The 16922-nt window shown below is 71.6% G+C and carries 16 protein-coding genes; 8 read left to right on the top strand and 8 right to left on the bottom strand.

The features are described 5' to 3' along the window. Positions 1-267: 267 nt before the first annotated feature. From HUO13_RS31675 to HUO13_RS31660, 4 genes are all read left to right on the top strand, one after another. The gene (locus HUO13_RS31675; RefSeq protein ID WP_211898588.1) at positions 268-1836 is read left to right on the top strand and encodes an ABC transporter substrate-binding protein; all 1569 of its coding nucleotides are present in this window, start codon (positions 268-270) and stop codon (positions 1834-1836) included. Beyond that, positions 1833-2780 (top strand): ABC transporter permease, encoded by a 948-nt coding sequence (locus HUO13_RS31670; RefSeq protein ID WP_211898587.1) that lies wholly within the window; start codon positions 1833-1835, stop codon positions 2778-2780. Before HUO13_RS31675 ends, HUO13_RS31670 begins: the two co-directional genes overlap by 4 nt. A 17-nt stretch (positions 2781-2797) precedes the next feature. Then, on the top strand, positions 2798-3676 hold the full coding sequence (locus HUO13_RS31665; RefSeq protein WP_249124217.1) for an ABC transporter permease: 879 nt from the start codon (positions 2798-2800) through the stop codon (positions 3674-3676). 122 nt (positions 3677-3798) lie between these two features. Next, positions 3799-5505, top strand: coding sequence for an ABC transporter ATP-binding protein (locus HUO13_RS31660; RefSeq protein WP_211898586.1), 1707 nt, complete (start codon positions 3799-3801; stop codon positions 5503-5505). A 108-nt stretch (positions 5506-5613) separates the two neighbouring features. On the opposite strand, the gene HUO13_RS31655 is transcribed toward HUO13_RS31660, so the two are convergent. The 6 genes from HUO13_RS31655 to HUO13_RS31630 all read right to left on the bottom strand — a co-directional run bounded on the left by HUO13_RS31655 (position 5614) and on the right by HUO13_RS31630 (position 11357). Next, positions 5614-6165 carry a GNAT family N-acetyltransferase gene (locus HUO13_RS31655; RefSeq protein ID WP_211898585.1) on the bottom strand — a complete coding sequence of 184 codons (552 nt, stop codon included), beginning with the start codon at positions 6163-6165 and terminating at the stop codon, positions 5614-5616. A gap of 167 nt (positions 6166-6332) precedes the next feature. Further along, complete coding sequence (locus tag HUO13_RS31650) at positions 6333-7733, bottom strand: sugar porter family MFS transporter (RefSeq protein ID WP_211898584.1); 1401 nt, start codon at positions 7731-7733, stop codon at positions 6333-6335. Positions 7734-7755: 22 nt separating this feature from the next. Beyond that, on the bottom strand, positions 7756-8604 hold the full coding sequence (locus tag HUO13_RS31645; RefSeq protein WP_211898583.1) for a class II fructose-bisphosphate aldolase: 849 nt from the start codon (positions 8602-8604) through the stop codon (positions 7756-7758). Continuing rightward, positions 8582-9508, bottom strand: a complete 927-nt coding sequence (locus HUO13_RS31640; protein ID WP_211898582.1) for a 1-phosphofructokinase family hexose kinase — start codon at positions 9506-9508, stop codon at positions 8582-8584. The genes HUO13_RS31645 and HUO13_RS31640 overlap by 23 nt, the downstream gene beginning before the upstream one ends. 16 nt (positions 9509-9524) lie before the next feature. After that, positions 9525-10415, bottom strand: a complete 891-nt coding sequence (locus tag HUO13_RS31635) for an SIS domain-containing protein (protein ID WP_211898581.1) — start codon at positions 10413-10415, stop codon at positions 9525-9527. A gap of 159 nt (positions 10416-10574) precedes the next feature. Then, a complete protein-coding gene (locus tag HUO13_RS31630) occupies positions 10575-11357 on the bottom strand; it encodes a DeoR/GlpR family DNA-binding transcription regulator (RefSeq protein WP_211898580.1) in 783 nt (260 codons plus the stop codon). 217 nt (positions 11358-11574) lie between these two features. Between HUO13_RS31630 and HUO13_RS31625 the strand changes: the two genes are divergently transcribed. Beyond that, positions 11575-12954, top strand: a complete 1380-nt coding sequence (locus HUO13_RS31625) for a Gfo/Idh/MocA family protein (protein ID WP_211898579.1) — start codon at positions 11575-11577, stop codon at positions 12952-12954. 174 nt (positions 12955-13128) lie between these two features. Beyond that, a complete protein-coding gene (locus HUO13_RS31620) occupies positions 13129-13404 on the top strand; it encodes a hypothetical protein (RefSeq protein WP_211898578.1) in 276 nt (91 codons plus the stop codon). Positions 13405-13431: 27 nt separating this feature from the next. Here HUO13_RS31620 and HUO13_RS31615 read toward each other — a convergent pair whose 3' ends face one another. Continuing rightward, positions 13432-14004, bottom strand: a complete 573-nt coding sequence (locus HUO13_RS31615; protein ID WP_211898577.1) for a helix-turn-helix domain-containing protein — start codon at positions 14002-14004, stop codon at positions 13432-13434. An 80-nt stretch (positions 14005-14084) separates the two neighbouring features. Between HUO13_RS31615 and HUO13_RS31610 the strand changes: the two genes are divergently transcribed. Both HUO13_RS31610 and HUO13_RS31605 read left to right on the top strand, forming a co-directional pair. Next, complete coding sequence (locus tag HUO13_RS31610) at positions 14085-14981, top strand: NAD(P)/FAD-dependent oxidoreductase (RefSeq protein ID WP_211898576.1); 897 nt, start codon at positions 14085-14087, stop codon at positions 14979-14981. Further along, the gene (locus HUO13_RS31605; protein ID WP_211898575.1) at positions 14978-15817 is read left to right on the top strand and encodes a class I SAM-dependent methyltransferase; all 840 of its coding nucleotides are present in this window, start codon (positions 14978-14980) and stop codon (positions 15815-15817) included. The genes HUO13_RS31610 and HUO13_RS31605 overlap by 4 nt, the downstream gene beginning before the upstream one ends. 117 nt (positions 15818-15934) lie before the next feature. Here the strand turns inward: HUO13_RS31605 and HUO13_RS31600 are convergent, their stop codons facing one another. Further along, positions 15935-16672 (bottom strand): dienelactone hydrolase family protein, encoded by a 738-nt coding sequence (locus tag HUO13_RS31600; RefSeq protein ID WP_211898574.1) that lies wholly within the window; start codon positions 16670-16672, stop codon positions 15935-15937. Positions 16673-16922: the final 250 nt, after the last annotated feature.

Genomic DNA, 16922 nt, shown 5'->3' with positions numbered 1-16922 from the left:
ACCGCGGCCCACTCGCATCGAGGCACTGACCCCGGACTGCTCGGCCTGTGCCTCGGCATTCGCCGTCGCGGGCCTGGCTTTCCGGGGGCGAATGCCGGCTGCGGGGTCCTTGACCCGAACTGTCGAAAAGAATTATCGTTTTCGTTAGTCTGTGCGAACCTGCCGTCCGCGTCCTCCGGTGACGACGTCGTCCCGCTTCCGGCGAACTCCCGCCGTCGACCCGCGTCCACGTCCTGGTTCCACCGTCCTGAATGGAGAGAAATCCCCATGCCTTCCGACCCGTACGCGGCCGACCGGCCGCGCCTGCACCGCCGCGGCTTCCTCGGCCTCACCGCGGCTGCCGCCGCGTCGGCCGCCCTCGCCGGCTGCGCGGGCGCGGGCTCGGCCCCCGGCCCGGGCGCCGCGCGCCCAGGCGGGCGCCTGCGCGCCGCGTTCCCGGGCGGCGGCGCCGACGAGGTGCTCGACCCGCACGCGACCGACCTCTACTCGGAGATCGCGCGGGCGAAGGCGCTGTTCGAAAAGCTCGCCGACTACGGCTCGGACATGTCGCCGCAGCCCAGGCTGGCCGAGCGCTGGGAGTCCAGCGCCGACCTGCTCACCTGGCGGATCACGTTGCGGCAGGCGAACTTCCACGACGGGCGCCCGGTGCGTGCCGCCGACGTCCTGTACAGCTACGAGCGCATCCTTCGCCCGGACAGCACCCGCAGGGCGAAGGCGAGCCTGTCGGTCATCGACCTGGCGGGCAGCAGGGCGGTGGACGACCGCACCGTGGAGTTCAGGTTGAAGCGCCCGTACGCGGAGTTCCCGAACGCGCTTTCCACGCTCGGCGCCTACATCGTTCCGGAGGGGGCGGAGAACTTCGACCGGCCCGTCGGTTCGGGGCCTTTCAGGTTCGCCTCGTTCGAGCCGGGCAGGTCGTTCCTGGCCACCCGCAACCCGGACTACTGGGAGGGTGCGCCGTACCTGGACGAGTTGGAGATCCTGGTCGGCAACGACGAGGCGGCCCGGGTGAACGCGCTGCTGGGCGGTCAGGTCGAGTATGCCCACGATCTGACCGCGACCACCGCGCGCAGCCATGAGAGCACCGGCCAGGTGGCGATCCACCGGCTGCCGAAGAGCAACTTCCACGCCCTGGCGATGAAGGTCGACCGCCCGCCGTTCGACCGGCTGGAGGTCCGGCAGGCGTTCTTCCACCTGATCGACCGCGAGGAGCTGGTGCGCTCGGTCCTGCAGGGTTCGGGCGAGGTCGCCAACGACCTGTTCGGCAAGGGTTACCAGTACTACGCCGACGCGCTGCCCCAGCGCCACCAGGACATCGACCGGGCGAGGGCGCTGTTCCGGCAGGCGGGCGTGGAGAACCTGACGCTGGACCTCGACACCTCCGACGTGTCGCCCGGCCTGCGCGAGGCGGCGCTGGCCATCGCCGACCAGGCGAAGAAGGCAGGCGTGACGCTCAACGTCAAGCTCGGCAACAAGGACACCTACTGGTCCGACATCTCCAAGCAGGGCGTGATCGCCAGCTACCGCTCCGGCGCGATGCCGATCGAGTCCCACATCTCGCAGCGGCTGCTGAGCACGTCGACCACCAACAACACCAAGTGGCAGCGCCCGGAGTTCGATGCCCTCTACCACCAGGCGCAGTCCACAACGGACGAGGCGCGGCGGGCGCAGCTCTACCTGGACATGCAGCGGCAGCTCCACGACGAGGGCGGCTTCGTGTGGTGGGGCGTGTCGGACTGGATCGTCGCGACGGCGACCAACGTCGGCGGGGTGGACGACCGGGCACCGGCCAACACCCTCGACTGGGCGCGGTTCGACAAGGTGTGGCTGGGGTGAGCCTCCCGCGCTACGTCCTGCGCCGCGCGCTGCTCGGCGCGGTGCAGGTGCTGGTGGTCGTGGTGGTCGTCTTCGCGTTGGTGGAGGCGTTGCCGGGCGACGCGGCCGTGACCATCGCCGGGGACAACCCCGACCCGGCGGTCATCGCGACGCTGCGCGCGCAGCTCGGCCTCGACGAACCCGCCTGGCTGCGGCTGTGGGACTGGGTCGTGGGCGCGCTGCACTTCGACTTCGGGCGGTCGCTGATTGGACCGAGCGCCGTCAGCGACGTCATCGCCTCGACGTTCGGTCCGACGCTGCTGCTGGCCGGACTGACGCTGGCGCTGGTGATTCCGCTGTCGGTGGCACTCGGCGTGCTCGCGGCCAACCGCGAGGGGCGGACCGCGGACCGCGTCATCACGACCAGCACGCTGGGCCTGTACTCGGTGCCGGAGTTCGCGATGGGAATCGTGCTGGTCACCGTGTTCGCGGTGCAGCTGCGTTGGTTCCCGCCGACGGCGGTGGGCGCCGACCTGCTCAGCCGTCCCGCGGTGCTGGTCCTGCCGGTGGTGGTGTTGCTGCTGCGGCCGATCTGCTCGCTGAGCAGGCTCGTGCGCGCGGGGATGATCGAGGCGCTGCGCTCCGGATACGTCCGGCAGGCGCGCCGGGCCGGGTTGTCGAGCGTGCGCGTCCAGCTCGCGCACGCGCTGCCCAACGCGATCGCGCCCGCCGTGCAGCAGCTCGCGCGCACGACGGACTGGCTGATCGGCGGGGTGATCGTGATCGAGGCGATCTTCGTCGTGCCGGGACTGGGAACGACGCTGGTGGAAGCGGTCTCGGCCCGCGACCTGCCGGTCATCCAGGGGCTCGCGGTGGTGCTGGCGACGACGACGGTGCTGGTGAACCTCGCCGCCGACGTCGTCGCCCGGATCCTGGCCCCGGCGGCTTCGGAGGCGGCGCGATGAGAGGAGAGCCGAAGGGGATGGATCCCGTGGCGCCGGTGGAGGCGAAGCCCGCGCAGCGGAAGGAAAAGCGCCCCGAGGCGGCGGTCGAGCGGAACGGCGGGCGTGCGGTCGGCAGGTACGTCGTCGGGGGTGTGCTGCTCGGGATTCCTTTGCTGCTCGCATTGTTCGGGCCGCTGTTCGCCTCCGGCGACGTGTCCAAGGACGTCGCCTTCACCCTCGGCGGCGGGCACCTGTTCGGGACGGACTTCGTCGGCCGCGACGTCTGGAACGAGGTGCTGCTCGGCGGCCGGTCGGTCGTGCTCGTGGCGGCGGTCGCGACCGCCGCGACGTACGCGCTGGCGGTGCCGATCGGCCTGCTGGCCGGGATGACCAGGAACCGGCTGCTCGACGAGGTCGTCATGCGGCCGCTGGACGTGGTGCTCGCGATCCCCTCGATGTTGATGCTGCTGTTGCTCGCGTCGATCGCACCCAACGTGCTGTGGGTGCTGATCGGCATCGTGGTGCTGATCAACCTCCCCGACGTCATCCGCATCGCCCGCGCCTCCGCTCTCTCGCTGTCGGCGAGGCCGTCGGTGGAGGCCATGCGGTTGCAGGGGGAGAGCTGGGCGCGCATCGCCATCGGCTACGTCGCCAGGGCCATGGCGCGGACCCTCGCCGCGGACTTCGGCACCCGGTTCACCGGCGCGATCTACCTCGTCGCGTCGGCGAGCTTCCTGGGCGTCGGGGTGTCGCCGCAGGCCAGCGACTGGGCGGCGATGGTCGACCGCAACCGGACGGGGCTGTTCATCCAGCCGTGGGCGGTCGCCCTCCCGGCGATGCTGATCATCGCGCTCTCGGTGGGCGTGAATCTCGTTTTCGACCAGTGGTGGCGCGGCCGTACGGAGGTGCGCGGGTGACGCAGGGGCCGGTATCCGGCGGTGGCGGCGGACGCGGCGGCGGTGATCGCGGCGTACGCGGTGGAAGCGGCGGAGCAAGCGCCGGACGGGGCGGACCGACTGCGGCCGCCGGGGCGCGGGCCGTGGTGGTCGAGGTCGACGACCTGACGGTGTCGCTGGGCGACGAGCGTCTCGTCGACGGCGTGTCCTTCACCCTGCGGGCGGGCGAGGTCGCGGCGCTGGTCGGCGAGTCGGGAAGCGGCAAGACGACGACCGGCCTCGCGCTCCTCGGCGAACACCCGCCCGGCGCGGCCGTCGGCGGCGTCGTGTCGGTGGCGGGCGACGACGGCGGTCCTGGCGGGGACGGCGGTGGAAACGGCGGTCCTGGCGGCGGCATCGGCGATGACGGCGGTCGCAGCGGAGACGGTGAGGTTTCCGGCCGTCGTAGCGGGGACAACGGGGTTTCCGGTGGTCGCAGCGGCGGTCCGGGACGGCGGCCGGTCGTCGGGTACATCCCGCAGCAGCCGTCGTCGGCGTTGAACCCGGTGCGCCGCATCGGTCCGGTGCTGGAGGAGATGGCGCTGCGCCACCTCGGCGCCGGGACGAGGTCCGAGCGTCGCCGCTCGGCGCGCGAGCGGGTGCTCGACGCGTTGCGGCGTGCGCAGTTGCCCACGGAACAGCAGTTCCTCCGCCGCTACCCGCACCAGCTTTCCGGGGGCCAGCAGCAACGCGTGGTGCTGGCGCAGGCTCTCGTCTGCCGGCCCCGGGTGGTCGTCGCGGACGAGCCGACCACCGGGCAGGACGCCCTCGCCCGCGCGCAGGTCGTCGAGGAACTGCGAATCCTGACCGCTCAAGGCATCGCGGTGCTGCTGCTCACCCACGACCTGGACGTCGTCCGCTCGCTGGCCGACCAGGTGCTGGTGATGCGCGACGGCCGCATCGTCGAGTCCGGGCGCACGGGCCAGGTCCTGGGGGCACCGGAACACGAGTACACGCAACGACTCGTCGAATCCCAGCTCAGCACGGAGCCCAGCGCGCACGACGACGGCGCAGGAGAGGCGAGCCGGGCCCTGGTCGAAGTCCGCGGGCTCGACGCCGGGCATCGGCGCACGACCACGTTGGAGAACGTCTCGCTGGAGATCGGGCAGGGCGAGCGCGTCGCACTCGTCGGCCGTTCCGGCAGCGGGAAGACGACGCTCGCGCGTTGCATCGCCGGCCTGCATCAGAGGCGGTCGGGGTACATCCGGCTCGACGGCGTGGACCTGCCGTCACGACTGCGCAAGCGCACGCGCGAACAACTCGCACGCATCCAGTACGTCTTCCAGGACGCGCGTGCGTCGTTCAACGAGTTCGTGCCGGTGCTCGACCAGGTGGCCCGCACGGCGGAGCTGCTTCGAGGAGTGGAGCGGGGGAACGCGCAGGCGGAAGCCCTGGAGATGCTCGCGCGCGTCGGCCTTGCGGAAAGCACTGTCCGGCGCAGGCCCGCGGCGCTGTCCGGAGGCGAGTTGCAGCGCGCGGCGCTGGTGCGGGCCCTGCTGAGCGGTCCGGCCCTGCTGATCTGCGACGAGATCACTTCGGGCCTGGACACCGCGACCCAGGCCGGGATCGTGGAGCTGCTGGCCGAACTGCAGCAGGGCGCGGGCTGCGCCCTGCTGCTGATCACGCACGACTTCGGTGTGGTCGCGAACCTGGCAGGCCGCGTGGCGGTGATCGACCAGGGGCGGATCGTCGAGCAGGGCGCGACGGCGGCGGTGCTCACCTCACCGGAGCACGCCGCGACGCGCGCCCTGGTGGCGGCAACGGCGGGTGCGGGCGAAGACGCTGCGGCCGCGGGGCGGACGCGAGGGTAGAAGCGGCGGGCGAGCCGCGGGTCGGGCGGCTTGGGTGGACGCGCCGTGCGGCCCGTGGAGCGGCGGACCCGGCGGTCGACCGTGTACCGGCGGGCTGGGACCGGAAGGTCAGCGGGGCAGCGGGATTTCGAAGTGGACGCTGGGGCTGTACCGCGGATCCTCGCGCCCGTCGTAGACCTCCTTGGCGACGCTGCGCCAGAACGGCTCGGCGCCCTCCACGGCGGGGTTGGTGTGCAGGTAGATCGCTGAGTAGCCGGCGGTGTCGGCGACGAAGTCGCAGGCCATCGCCACCAGCGCCCGCGCGAGCCCGTGCCGCCGGTGCGCCCGGTCGACGTAGACGCGGAACAGCTGGGCGGTCTCGCCCGCCGGGTAGCGGTCGGCGAGCCACCGGGGATGCGGCGGGCACTTCGGTCCGTGGGAGCGGATCGCGGTGGTGGCGGTGACCTGTCCGTCGAGGACCGCGACGAACAGCGCGTGCCGCGGGTGGCCGAGGTAAGCGCCCTCGATGTCGACCACGTCGGCGTGCCACTCGGAGTGGTAGCCGTGTCCGAACTCCAGGTAGAAGGTGTCGAGCATGACCTTGCGCGCGCCGGTCACGTCCTCGGGACGTGCGGCGCGCAGGACGTAGTCACCGAGGCGGTGTTCCAGGTGGTGCTGCATGAGGTCCTTCCGGAGTCGAGGAGGGGCGGGATGCAGGCACCAACCATACAATGACATTCATTTCCAATAGCGCGGCGGCGCGTGGGGATCACCTTCACGGGTGGGGTGGTGGGTGGGGGCCGCTCACGCTGGCCTTGCGGCTCACTTCGGGAGCGGGGTGCGCAAGTTCAGGAAGTCCGATCGGGTTGGGTGGGTTCTGGCCACCGGGCGCCGTTCTCCCAGTAGGTGCGGATGCTTTCCAGGGTGCGGCCCTTGGTCTCCGGAGCGAAGCGGAGCACGAAGGCGAACGAGATGGCGGCCAGCACCAGGAAGATGACGAAGGTGGTGGCGCCGCCGAGGCCGTCCATGAGGGGGAGGAAGAACTGGGCGACGATCAGGTTCGCGATGAGGTCGGTGGTCAGCATCAGCGAGGCCCCGAGGGTGCGCAGTCGCGCGGGGAAGCTCTCCGACGCGTAGACCCACACCAGGGAGCCGAAGCCGAAGTTGAAGCCCGCCGTGAAGACCAGGATGGCCAGGAATCCCCAGAGCGATCCGCCCGAGCCGAGTGAGCCGGTGGCGAACACCAGGATCATCACGAGGCTGGAGAGCATCATCGACGCGATGCCGCCGAGGAGGATGGGCCTGCGTCCGAAGCGGTCCACGATGAACAGGGAGCCGATCGTGGCCACCAGCGCCGCCGCCTGCACGATCGCGGGGAGGCCGATGATGGTGGCGTTGCCCTCGAAACCCATCTGCTTGAAGATCGTCGGGCTGTAGTAGGTGATCGCGTTGATGCCGGTGATCTGCACCAGGAACCCGAGGGTGAGCACGAACATCGTGGCGCTCGAGTACGGGGCGCGGAACATCTCCCTGAGCCGTCCGCCGGTCTGGGTGCTGATCTCGGCCTCGATCTCGGCGATCTCGCGGTCGGCGTCGGCACCGGGGTCGACCAGCCGCAGCGTCGCGCGGGCCTCCTCGTGGCGCCCCTTGAGCACGTACCAGCGGGCGGTGTCGGGCAGGCGCACGAGCAGGAAGACCACCAGCACCGACGGGACCGCCGACAGCGCCAGCATCAGCCGCCAGTTGCCCGACCCGGCCAGGCTCCAGTCCACCAGGTAGGCCAGCAGGATTCCGGTCACGGTCGCCACCTGGTAGCCGACGACGAGGCTGCCGCGGATCGCGGCAGGCGCCGACTCCGCCAGGAAGACGGGCGCCACGACCAGCGACAGCCCGATGCTGATGCCGAGGAAGAACCGGGACACGTCCAGCCACAGGATGTCCGAGGTCAGGCCCGACCACGCGGCGAACACCGCGTAGCCGGCGACGACGAGGAGCATCGTGGGCTTGCGTCCGATGGCGGTGGCCAGCTTGCCCGCGATCAGCGCGCCGACGATGTTGCCCGCCACCAGCACCGTGGTGACGCTGCCCTGCATGGCGGGGGACAGCCGCATCTCCTCGGTGATGAACAGCAGCGCGCCTGAGACGTTGCCGATGTCGTAGCCGTAGATGATGCCGATGGTCGCGGCCGCGATCGCGATCTTGCGGCCCATCGGGGATGTGGTGCCCAGTGCGGGAGCTGTCCCAGCCATGACACCCTCCTTCGGTTTGCGGTCAGGTGGGGTTCCTGCGTCCGTCGAGGACGTCGAGCAGGCGCGCGGTCTCCTCGGCGACCGCCGAGCGGGCGGCACCGAGGTACTTGCGGGGATCGACGAGGGCGGGCTGGTCGCCGAGGTGGCGGCGCACCTCGGCGGTGAAGGTCCTGTTGAGCTGCGTTGCGATGTTGACCTTGGTGAGTCCGGCCCGGACCGCCGCCGCCAGGCCGTCGTCGGGCACGCCGGACGACCCGTGCAGGACCAGCGGCACGTCCACCGCCGACCGCAGCCGTCCGATCAGCTCGAGGTCCAGCTCGGCGGTCCGGGTGAGCATCGCGTGCGAGCTGCCGACGGCGACGGCCAGCGCGTCGATGCCGGTGGCGGCGACGAACCGCGCGGCCTCCTCCGGGTCGGTCCGCGCCCCGGGGGCGTGCACCCCGTCCTTGCCGCCGACCTCGCCCAGCTCGGCCTCCACCCAGACGCCCGCTTCGTGACAGCGCTTCACGACGTCGGCGGTGGCCGCGACGTTGTCGGCGTAGTCCATCGTGGACGCGTCGTACATCACCGAGGAGAAGCCGAGATCGACCGCCTCGCGCACGAGCTCCGGCGACTCGGCGTGGTCGAGGTGCACCGCCACCGGCACGTCGGCCAGGCGTGCCGCGGCCAGCATCGCCGAGCCGACCGGCGCCAACGCCCCGTGGTAGCGCACCGCGTTGTGGCTGAGCTGGAGGATCACCGGCCTTCGACGGGCCTGCGCGGCATCGACGACGGCGGTGATGTGCTCGGTCTGGATCACGTTGAACGCGGGCGCGCAGCCGCCTTCGGCGTAGGCGGGCGCGACGATGTCACCCGTGGCTGCGAGGGGCATGGATCTCCTCCAGGTGGACGGCCGCGAGCTGGCGCTTGTAGCTGTCCGGGTCGAATTCCCCTGCGACCGGAGCTGCCACGGTCGCGGCGGAGAGTGCGACGGCTTCCCGCAGCCGGTGCGGCCACGGCTCGTGCAGGGCCAGTCCCGCGGCGAGTGCGGCGACGACGGAGTCCCCCGCGCCGGTGGGGTTTCCACGCATGCGTTCGCCCGGCACGGCCCGGTAGGCGGTCTTGCCGGTGACGGCCAGGAGGCCGTCGGGTCCGAGTGACGCGACCACCGCGCGGGCCCCGCGCTCGACCAGGGCCACCGCGCCCGCCAGCGGGTCGCGGAATCCGGTCAGCTCGGCCAGTTCTCCGGCGTTGGGTTTCACGATGTCCGGGCGGGCCGCCAACGCCGCTTCCAGGGCAGGCCCGGAGGTGTCCACGATGGACGGTGCATGGACCCGTTCGAGCAGGGCTGTGTAGGACTGTGGGTCGATGTTGGGCGGCAGGCTGCCGGAGAAGACCACGGCGGAGGCCCTTCTGCCGTGGTCGACGACGTCCGCGGCGAACGTCGCCCACTCGCCGGTGCTGATTTCCGGTCCCGGTTCGTTGAACAGGGTCGCCTCGCCGTCGTCGGTCGCGACGGCGGTGACGGTCCGCCGGGACTCCCCGCGGATCGGGGTGATCGCATGCCCGAGGCCGGACGCGCTCAGGTCGTCGCGGATGAGCTCGCCGTGGACACCGCCGACCGGGGCGGAAACCAGCACGTCGTGGCCCAGGCGGTGCAGGATCCGCGCGACGTTGACGCCCTTGCCGCCCGCCCGCTCCGCGACCGCGCGCACGCGGTGCGTGCCGCCGGGGAGGACGGAACCCACGTGGTAGGTCACGTCCCAGGCGGGGTTGGGCGTCACGGTCAGGATCACCTCCGCACCCCCGCCCTCAGGCGTGCTCTTCGAGCAGCACGGAGCGCGTCAGGGAACGCGGGTGATCGGGGTCGAGCCCCCGCCGCTCGGCCAGCTCGACCGCGACGCGCTGCGCGCGGACCAGGTCGGCCATCGGGTCCACCGCGTGCTCGGCGAAGATGCCGCCGGTCGCCGCGACGTCGTCGGCCAGACCGTGCGGTGCGGTGCCGAACATCCAGGTGACTCGGCCGGGTTCGGCGATGCTGATCGGGCCGTGCCGGTACTCCAGCGCCGGGTAGGACTCCGTCCAGAACCGCGCGGCCTCGCGGAACTTCAGCGCCGCCTCGTGCGCGAGGCCGACCGTCCAGCCGGTGCCGAGGAAGGTGAACTGCTCCGCCTCCAGCAGGTGCCGCGGCAGCGGTTCGGCGAGCACCGCTTCGGCGTCCGCGACGGCCTTGCCGAGGTTCTCGCCGAGGTGGGCGCGCAGCAGGGCGAGCGCCGTCGTCGCGAAGCGGGTCTGCACGACCGATCGTTCATCGGCGCTGGACAGGTCGACGACGGTGTCCGCCCGTCCGGCGACCGGGTCCGGAGTGGCGGTGATGACGGTGGTCGGAATTCTGCCGCGGAGATCGTCAAGGAGCCTGAGCACTTCGGTCGTGGTGCCCGAGCGGGTGATCGCGAGAACGTGGTCGTAGGAGCGGGAGAGCGGCATCTCCGACGGGGTGAACGCGTCGGTGCGCCCACGACCGCCGTTCTCCCGCAGCGCCGCGTAGGACTGCCCCATGAACCACGAGGTGCCGCACCCGACCACGGCCAGTCGCGCGCCGTCGGCGGGCAGGAGGTCCTGCAGCGAGCCCGCGAGTCCGGCGGCCTGGCGCCAGAGCCCGGGCTGGCTGGAGATCTCGGTCCGCGCGAACGACTGCGTCATCTGACGCTCCTTGGGAGGGAGTGGGGGGTGAAAACAGCCGTGACGGTATGTGCGTGAAAGTGATCGGTCAAGGCTCCATTCGAGCAACTGTGCGCGCAGCGTGGCGGGCACGAAAAAGGGACCTCCCTGCATTGGGAGGTCCCTGGAGGAGCCGCGGCGTCAGACCGCCTGGACGGTCGTTCCCTCGGCCTCGAACGCCCGCAACACGTCCTTCGGGGCGTCGTCGTTGGTGATCAGCGCGTCGACGGAACCGCTCGCGCAGATCTGCGCGAAGGCGCGCCTGCCAAGCTTGGAGCTGTCGGCGACCACCACCACCCGCGCGGCGCGCGAGGCCATCAGCCGGTTGATGCTGGCCTCGCCCTCGTGGTGGGCGTAGGCACCCATCGCCGGGTCGATCGCGTCGACACCCAGGAACAGCAGGTCGATCGTGATCTCCTCCAGGATGCGGGTAGCCAGCGGCCCGGTCAGCTCGAAGGACTGCTGGCGCGCGACACCGCCGGTGACCACGATCTTGATGTGCGGGCGGACCACCAGCTCGTTGGCGATGTTGAGCGCGTTGGTCACCACGGTCAGCCCCGGGTCGCCCTGTTCGCCCAGGTCCGCGCGGGTGGCCAGGCAGCGCGCCACCTCGGTCGTCGTCGTGCCGCCGTTGAGGCCGATCACCATGCCCGGCTGCACCATCCGCGCCGCGGCGTTGCTGATGCGCTGCTTCTCCGGTGCGTGGCGCGCGGCCTTGTGCCGCAGCGGGAGGTCGTAGGCGACGCTGGTGGCCACCGCCCCGCCGCGGGTCCTGGCCAGCAGCTGCTGCTCGGCGAGGTGGTCGAGGTCGCGGCGGATGGTGGCGGCCGAGACGTCCAGCTCCGCGGCCATGTCCTCGACGTCGATGCGCTCGCGCTGGCCGACGATGTCGAGCAGCTTGCTGAGACGTTCGTGCCGGTTCACGCGGTTCCTTTCGGGCAAGCGGCGTAGGCGAGCAGCCGGGTTCGCAAAGTACTACAGCGTGTCATCCGCGCTTGCGGTCGCCGTTGGGGCCATGGCGGCCGGATTGCACCGAACGGCCCAGCCGCAACCGGTCGCGCGAGCGGTACCGTGCACGAACCGCGAAGTGCAATCCTGTTCGAAATTCACTGTTTATGAACAAGAATGACCAGGAGGGTTCATGGCAGGCGACGAATCGCGCAGCAACCCCTTCTCGCGGCGGACCCTGCTGCGGACCAGCGCGGCGGCCGGTGCCGGCCTGGGAGTGGCCGGGTTGAGCACCGGATACGGCGCCGCTCAGCCCGTCCGCCCCGCCAAGGGCGAGTCCATGATGGGCGTTGCGTTCGAGGCGCACGAGACCGTCCGCGTCGGGATCATCGGCGTCGGCAACCGGGGCTCGTCGATGCTGCCGCTGTTCCTCGCGGTGCCCGGCGTCGCGATCACCGCGGTCTGCGACGTCGACGCCGACGCGGTGAACCGGGCCGCCAAGGCCGTCACCGACGCGGGACGTCCGGAACCGGCGAAGTACTCCGCGGGCGAGGACGACTTCGAGAACCTGCTCAGGCGCGACGACGTCGACTTCGCCTACGTCGCGACCCCCTGGGAATGGCACACCCCGATGGCGCTGAGCGCGATGCGAAACGGCAAGCACGTCGGCGTCGAGTGCCCGGCAGGCACCACCGTCGACGAGCTGTGGGAGCTGGTCGACACCTCGGAGAAGACCCGCAGGCACTGCATCCAGCTCGAGAACTGCAGCTACGGCCAGAGCGAGATGCGCGTGCTGCGCATGGTGCACGAAGGGCTCTTCGGCCAGGTCCTCTTCGGCGCCGGCGCCTACCTGCACGACCTGCGCGAGCTGCTGTTCTCCAAGACCTACTACGCGGGCCAGTGGCGGCGCGCCTGGCACACCGGGCTCGACGGCGACCTGTACCCGACGCACGGGCTGGGCCCGGTGGCGGCGTACATGGACATCAACCGCGGCGACCGCCTGGTGCGCATCACCTCGATGAGCACGCCCGCGGCAGGGCTCGCCCAGTACCGCGAGCAGCACATGCCGCCCGGCGACCCGACGTGGAACGAGCGCTACGCCAAGGGCGACGCCACGATCAGCCTGATCCAGACCGAGGCGGGCCGCGTCGTGCAGCTCGTGCACGACGTGTCCAACCCGCGCCCCTACAGCAGGCTCAACCAGCTCCAGGGCACCAACGGCGTGTTCGAGGACTACCCCGCGCGGATCTATCTGGAGCCCAAGCACTCCAACGACGAATGGGGCGATTTCGCCGAGTTCGCCGACTACGACCACTGGCTCTGGAAGGAGGTCGGCCCGGGGCCCGGCGGTCACGGCGGGATGGACTACATCATGCTCTACCGGCTCGCCCAGACCATGCGGCTGGGCCTGCCGCCGGACATCGACGTCTACGACTCGGCGACCTGGAGCGCGCCCTTCGCGCTCAGCGTGGAGTCGGTGCGCCGCAACAGCGCACCGGTCGACTTCCCCGACTTCACCCGGGGCAGGTGGCAGACGCCGCACCCGGGCGTCGACTCGCCCAAGCCGGCCTGACGGCGGACCTCTCCGCCCGCGCCGGCGGAGAGGTCCGGCTTTCACCCCGATGCGTGGAGCTTTCCGCCCCGCACGGGGAAAGCCGCGGTTCGCGGCGGCGGGGACCGGCCACCCTCTGTTGACTGGTCGACGTCCGCCGACCGGCGGGCGTTGGTCCGACGGAAGGGTATCGAGGTGTCTCGTTTCGCTCGTGCGGCATCGGCAGCGGCGGTTTTCCTGGCAGCGCTGGCGTTCCAGGTGGCGGGCGCGTCGCCTGCCGGCGCCGACGCGCAGGACTGCGCGGAGTACGTGACCGGTGTCGCGAAGAACCTGACGCCGGAGCAGACCGCGGAGGTCGAGAAGGGCTGCAAGCAGGGCGAGCTCGACTTCCGCTCCTGTGTGGCCACGCTCGAGGCGGTCGTTCCCGAGCACGCCGCCCCCGCCTGCTACCGGGCTGTGGTGTTCCAGTAGGTGTGACGGAACGGCCCCGGTGGAGCTCTACCCTGACCGGTTCTTCGGCTTCGCGCGGACGTGCATGCGTTCGCCCTGCGGGCCGAACAGGCTCAGGATCTCCACCGGGGCTTCACCGGTGCTGCCGAACCAGTGCGGCAGGCGGGTGTCGAACTCCGCGACCTCCCCGACCTTGAGCACGACGTCGTGCTCGGCGAGCACGAGCCGCAGCTTCCCGCTGAGCACGTAGAGCCATTCGTAGCCCTCGTGCGTGCGAGGGTCGGGTTCGCTGCGGCCTGCTCCCATGATCATCTTGAACGCCTGCAGGCCGCCGGGCTGCTGGGTCAGCGGGACCACCGTCATGTCCCCGCGCTTGATCGGCTTCAGCCGCACCCGGGGGTCGCCGACCGGCGGTGCGCCGACCAGCTCGTCCAGCGGCACCTGGTGGGCCTGCGCGATCGGCAGCAGCAGCTCCAGGCTCGGTCTGCGCTGCCCGGACTCCAGCCGCGACAGCGTGCTGACCGCGATCCCGGTGGTCTTCGACAGCGCCGCCAGGGTGCACCCGCGTTGCTGGCGGATGTGGCGGAGCCTCGGTCCAACGGCGGCGAGCACTTCTTCCATCCCTCCATTTGCGGAAATGGCAACAAGGTTTGTCAAGCCGCCCGCGCCGGGCGCATGGTCGGTGCCAGGAGGTGCCAACCATGGAGGATGTGGTGGTCATCGGGGGTGGCGCGGGCGGTCTGAACGCCGCGCTCACCCTGTGCAGGGTTCGCCGCCGGGTGCTGGTGGTCGACTCGGGCGAGCCGCGCAACGCACCGGCGGGGCAGGTGCACGGGTTCGTCTCCCGCGACGGCACGCCGCCCGCGGAACTGCTCGCGGCCGGGCGAGCGGAGGTCGAACGCCACGGCGGCCGGTTCGCCGACGGCGTGGTGCGCACGATTCGCCGGCAGGGCGGCGTGTTCGCGGTCGAACTGGCCGACCGCGTCGTCTCGGCGCGGCGCGTCGTCGTCGCGACCGGACTTCGCGACGAGCTGCCCGGAGTGCCCGGTCTGCGCGAGCGCTGGGGGCGGGACGTGCTGCACTGCCCGTTCTGCCACGGCTACGAGGTCCGCGACCAGCCGCTCGGGGTCCTGGGCGGGCTGCGGGGGTCGGTGCACCAGGCGCTGTTGCTGCGGCAGTTGTCCGACGACGTCGTGCTCTTCGCCGAGGAGGTCGACGACCGCGACCGCGCCAGGCTGACCGCGCGCGGCGTCCGGATCGTCCGGGCGGCGATCGCCGGTCTGGTCGTCGAGGACGACGGGCTCCGGGGCGTCCGGCTGGCCGACGGGACCGTGGTCGCGCGGTCCGCGCTGTTCGTCCCGGCCCCACCGGTCCCCAACGACGCGCTGCTCACCGGCATCGGGTGCGAGCGCGACGGCAACGGCTTGGTGCCCGTCGACGGGAACGGGCTGACAAGCGTGCCCGGCGTGTGGGCGGTCGGGAACGTGGTGGATCCCCGGGCGCAGGTCGTGGTCGCGGCCGGCGCCGGGGCGAAGGCGGCGATCGCGCTGAACGCCGACCTGATGGAGGAAGAGCTGATGGAGGAGAGGGCGGCATGAACGACATCGACTGGGCCGCGATGGCCGACATGATGGTCGACGAGGGCGAGGTGCACAGCCCCTACGTGCGGCAGGCGTTCGCGGAGCTGGAGCACCTGACCCCGCGGCGCGTGCTCGACATCGGCAGCGGGCCCGGGGTGGCCGCCTGCCGGCTGGCCGGTCTGTTCCCGCAGGCCGAGGTGACCGCGGTGGACGGCACGCCCGAACTGCTGGCCCGAGCAGAGGCCCGGGCCGAGCAACTGGGCGTCCGGTTGCGCACCCGGGTGGCCGAGTTCCCGGAGGGCTTGGACGACCTTCCCGCCGCGGACCTGGTTTGGTCGGCGCAGGCCGTGCACCACGTCGGTGACCAGCAGGGAGCGCTCGACCGCATCGCCCGGCTGGTGGCTCCCGGCGGTGTGCTCGCCATCGTCGAGGGCGGACTGCCGCCCCGCTACCTGCCCCGCGACTTCGGCTTCGGGAAGCCGGGACTCCAGGCCCGCCTGGACGCGGCGTTGGAGGACCGGTACAGCACCATGCGCGCCGAGCTGCCCGGATCGGTGCCGGTGGTCGAGGACTGGCCCCGCATGCTGCGCGACGCCGGGCTCACCGACGCCCGCAGCAGGACGTTCCTGGTCGACCACCCGGCGCCGCTGGCCGACGCGCCCCGGCGGCTGGTGCGGCGGCTGCTCGAGCGCCAGCGCCACGCGCTCGCCGAGGTCCTGGACCCCGACGACCTGAAGGCGCTGGACCGGCTGCTCGACCCGGCCGATCCGGAGGGCGTCGACAAGCGCGCCGATCTGTTCCTGCTCACGGCCAAGACGGTGCACTACGCGCGTCGAGCCCTGCCTTTGAGCTGACCTTGCGTCGCGGTGCTGGTGGCGGACGCCCCTTCAGGGATCAAAAGAACGGCGTCCGAGCCCGGTCCCGCGCTCGATCCGCCGCGCCGGCGCCGCCACGGCGTCGGCGCGGCCGCGTCAGCGGTTCACGCCTCTGCGCACCGGCTCGGGGGGTTTGACGTGGGTGCCGGTCGGCCCCTCGGGGCGCGGGACCCCGAGGTAGCGGCGGAACCACCCGGCGGCGAGGTCGGTGACCTTCTCGAGCGCGCCCGGCTCCTCGAACAGGTGGCCCGCGTGCTGCACGATCTCGATCTGCACGTCGGTGAGCGGCAGCGAGGTCAGCAGCTTGGCCGCGTGCCGGTTGAGCTCCAGCACCTCGCGGTCGTCGCCGCCGACGATCAGCAGCGTCGGGGCCTGTACCGAGGAGAGGGCCTCGCCGCTGAGGTCGGGCCGCCCGCCCCGCGACACGACCGCCGCGACCCGACCCGGCCGTCTGCTCGCACCCTTGAGCGCGGCCGCGGCACCGGTGCTGGCGCCGAACAGCCCGACGGGCATGCCCCTGGTCGCCTGCCACTGCTCCAGCCAGTCGACGGCGGTGACCACGCGGTCGGTCAGCAGGTCGATGTCGAAGCGCAGGGCCTGCGTGCGGTCGTCGGTGTCGGCCTCCTCCGCGGTGAGCAGATCGAGCAGCATGGTCGCGTAGCCGGTGTTCTGCAGCGCCTCGGCGACCGCGCGGTTGCGCGGGCTGTGGCGGGAGCTGCCGGAGCCGTGCGCGAAGAGCACGACCGCCTCGGCCGCGGGCGGCACCACGAGGTCGCCGTTGAGCGTGCCGGTGGGCACCCGCATCTCCACCGGTTCCGCCGTCAGATGAGCCATGAGAAACCCCCTCCGCTCGCTCAGGCCACGCCTACCCCTGCCCGGCCCCGGGGCAAACCAATCGTGATCAGGCGGCACTTCCGAGCGTTGTTCACATTTAGCGGCCTGGCCTGGCCCCGGCTTGCAAAAACTTTTCAATCATGCAAAGCCTTGTATCCGCCATGGGGTCCTGGTTCACTGCTCCGCGATTCGGGACAACGCAATCCCAGTCGCTGGGAGATCGCAACTTCTTGCATCGTGGATTGCGGTC

Source organism: Saccharopolyspora erythraea (assembly GCF_018141105.1).
GTDB classification, from domain to species: domain Bacteria; phylum Actinomycetota; class Actinomycetes; order Mycobacteriales; family Pseudonocardiaceae; genus Saccharopolyspora_D; species Saccharopolyspora_D erythraea_A.
The sequence above is the reverse complement of the archived record's forward strand: the minus strand, read 5'-3'. Positions and strand labels throughout refer to the sequence as shown.

Coding starts and splice junctions, on each gene's coding strand:
- HUO13_RS31675 (WP_211898588.1), top strand. CDS start 268: ATGCCTTCCGACCCGTACGCGGCCGACCGGCCGCGCCTGCACCGCCGC.
- HUO13_RS31665 (WP_249124217.1), top strand. CDS start 2,798: ATGGATCCCGTGGCGCCGGTGGAGGCGAAGCCCGCGCAGCGGAAGGAA.
- HUO13_RS31655 (WP_211898585.1), bottom strand. CDS start 6,165: ATGCAGCACCACCTGGAACACCGCCTCGGTGACTACGTCCTGCGCGCC.
- HUO13_RS31650 (WP_211898584.1), bottom strand. CDS start 7,733: ATGGCTGGGACAGCTCCCGCACTGGGCACCACATCCCCGATGGGCCGC.
- HUO13_RS31645 (WP_211898583.1), bottom strand. CDS start 8,604: ATGCCCCTCGCAGCCACGGGTGACATCGTCGCGCCCGCCTACGCCGAA.
- HUO13_RS31635 (WP_211898581.1), bottom strand. CDS start 10,415: ATGACGCAGTCGTTCGCGCGGACCGAGATCTCCAGCCAGCCCGGGCTC.
- HUO13_RS31625 (WP_211898579.1), top strand. CDS start 11,575: ATGGCAGGCGACGAATCGCGCAGCAACCCCTTCTCGCGGCGGACCCTG.
- HUO13_RS31615 (WP_211898577.1), bottom strand. CDS start 14,004: ATGGAAGAAGTGCTCGCCGCCGTTGGACCGAGGCTCCGCCACATCCGC.
- HUO13_RS31610 (WP_211898576.1), top strand. CDS start 14,085: ATGGAGGATGTGGTGGTCATCGGGGGTGGCGCGGGCGGTCTGAACGCC.
- HUO13_RS31605 (WP_211898575.1), top strand. CDS start 14,978: ATGAACGACATCGACTGGGCCGCGATGGCCGACATGATGGTCGACGAG.
- HUO13_RS31600 (WP_211898574.1), bottom strand. CDS start 16,672: ATGGCTCATCTGACGGCGGAACCGGTGGAGATGCGGGTGCCCACCGGC.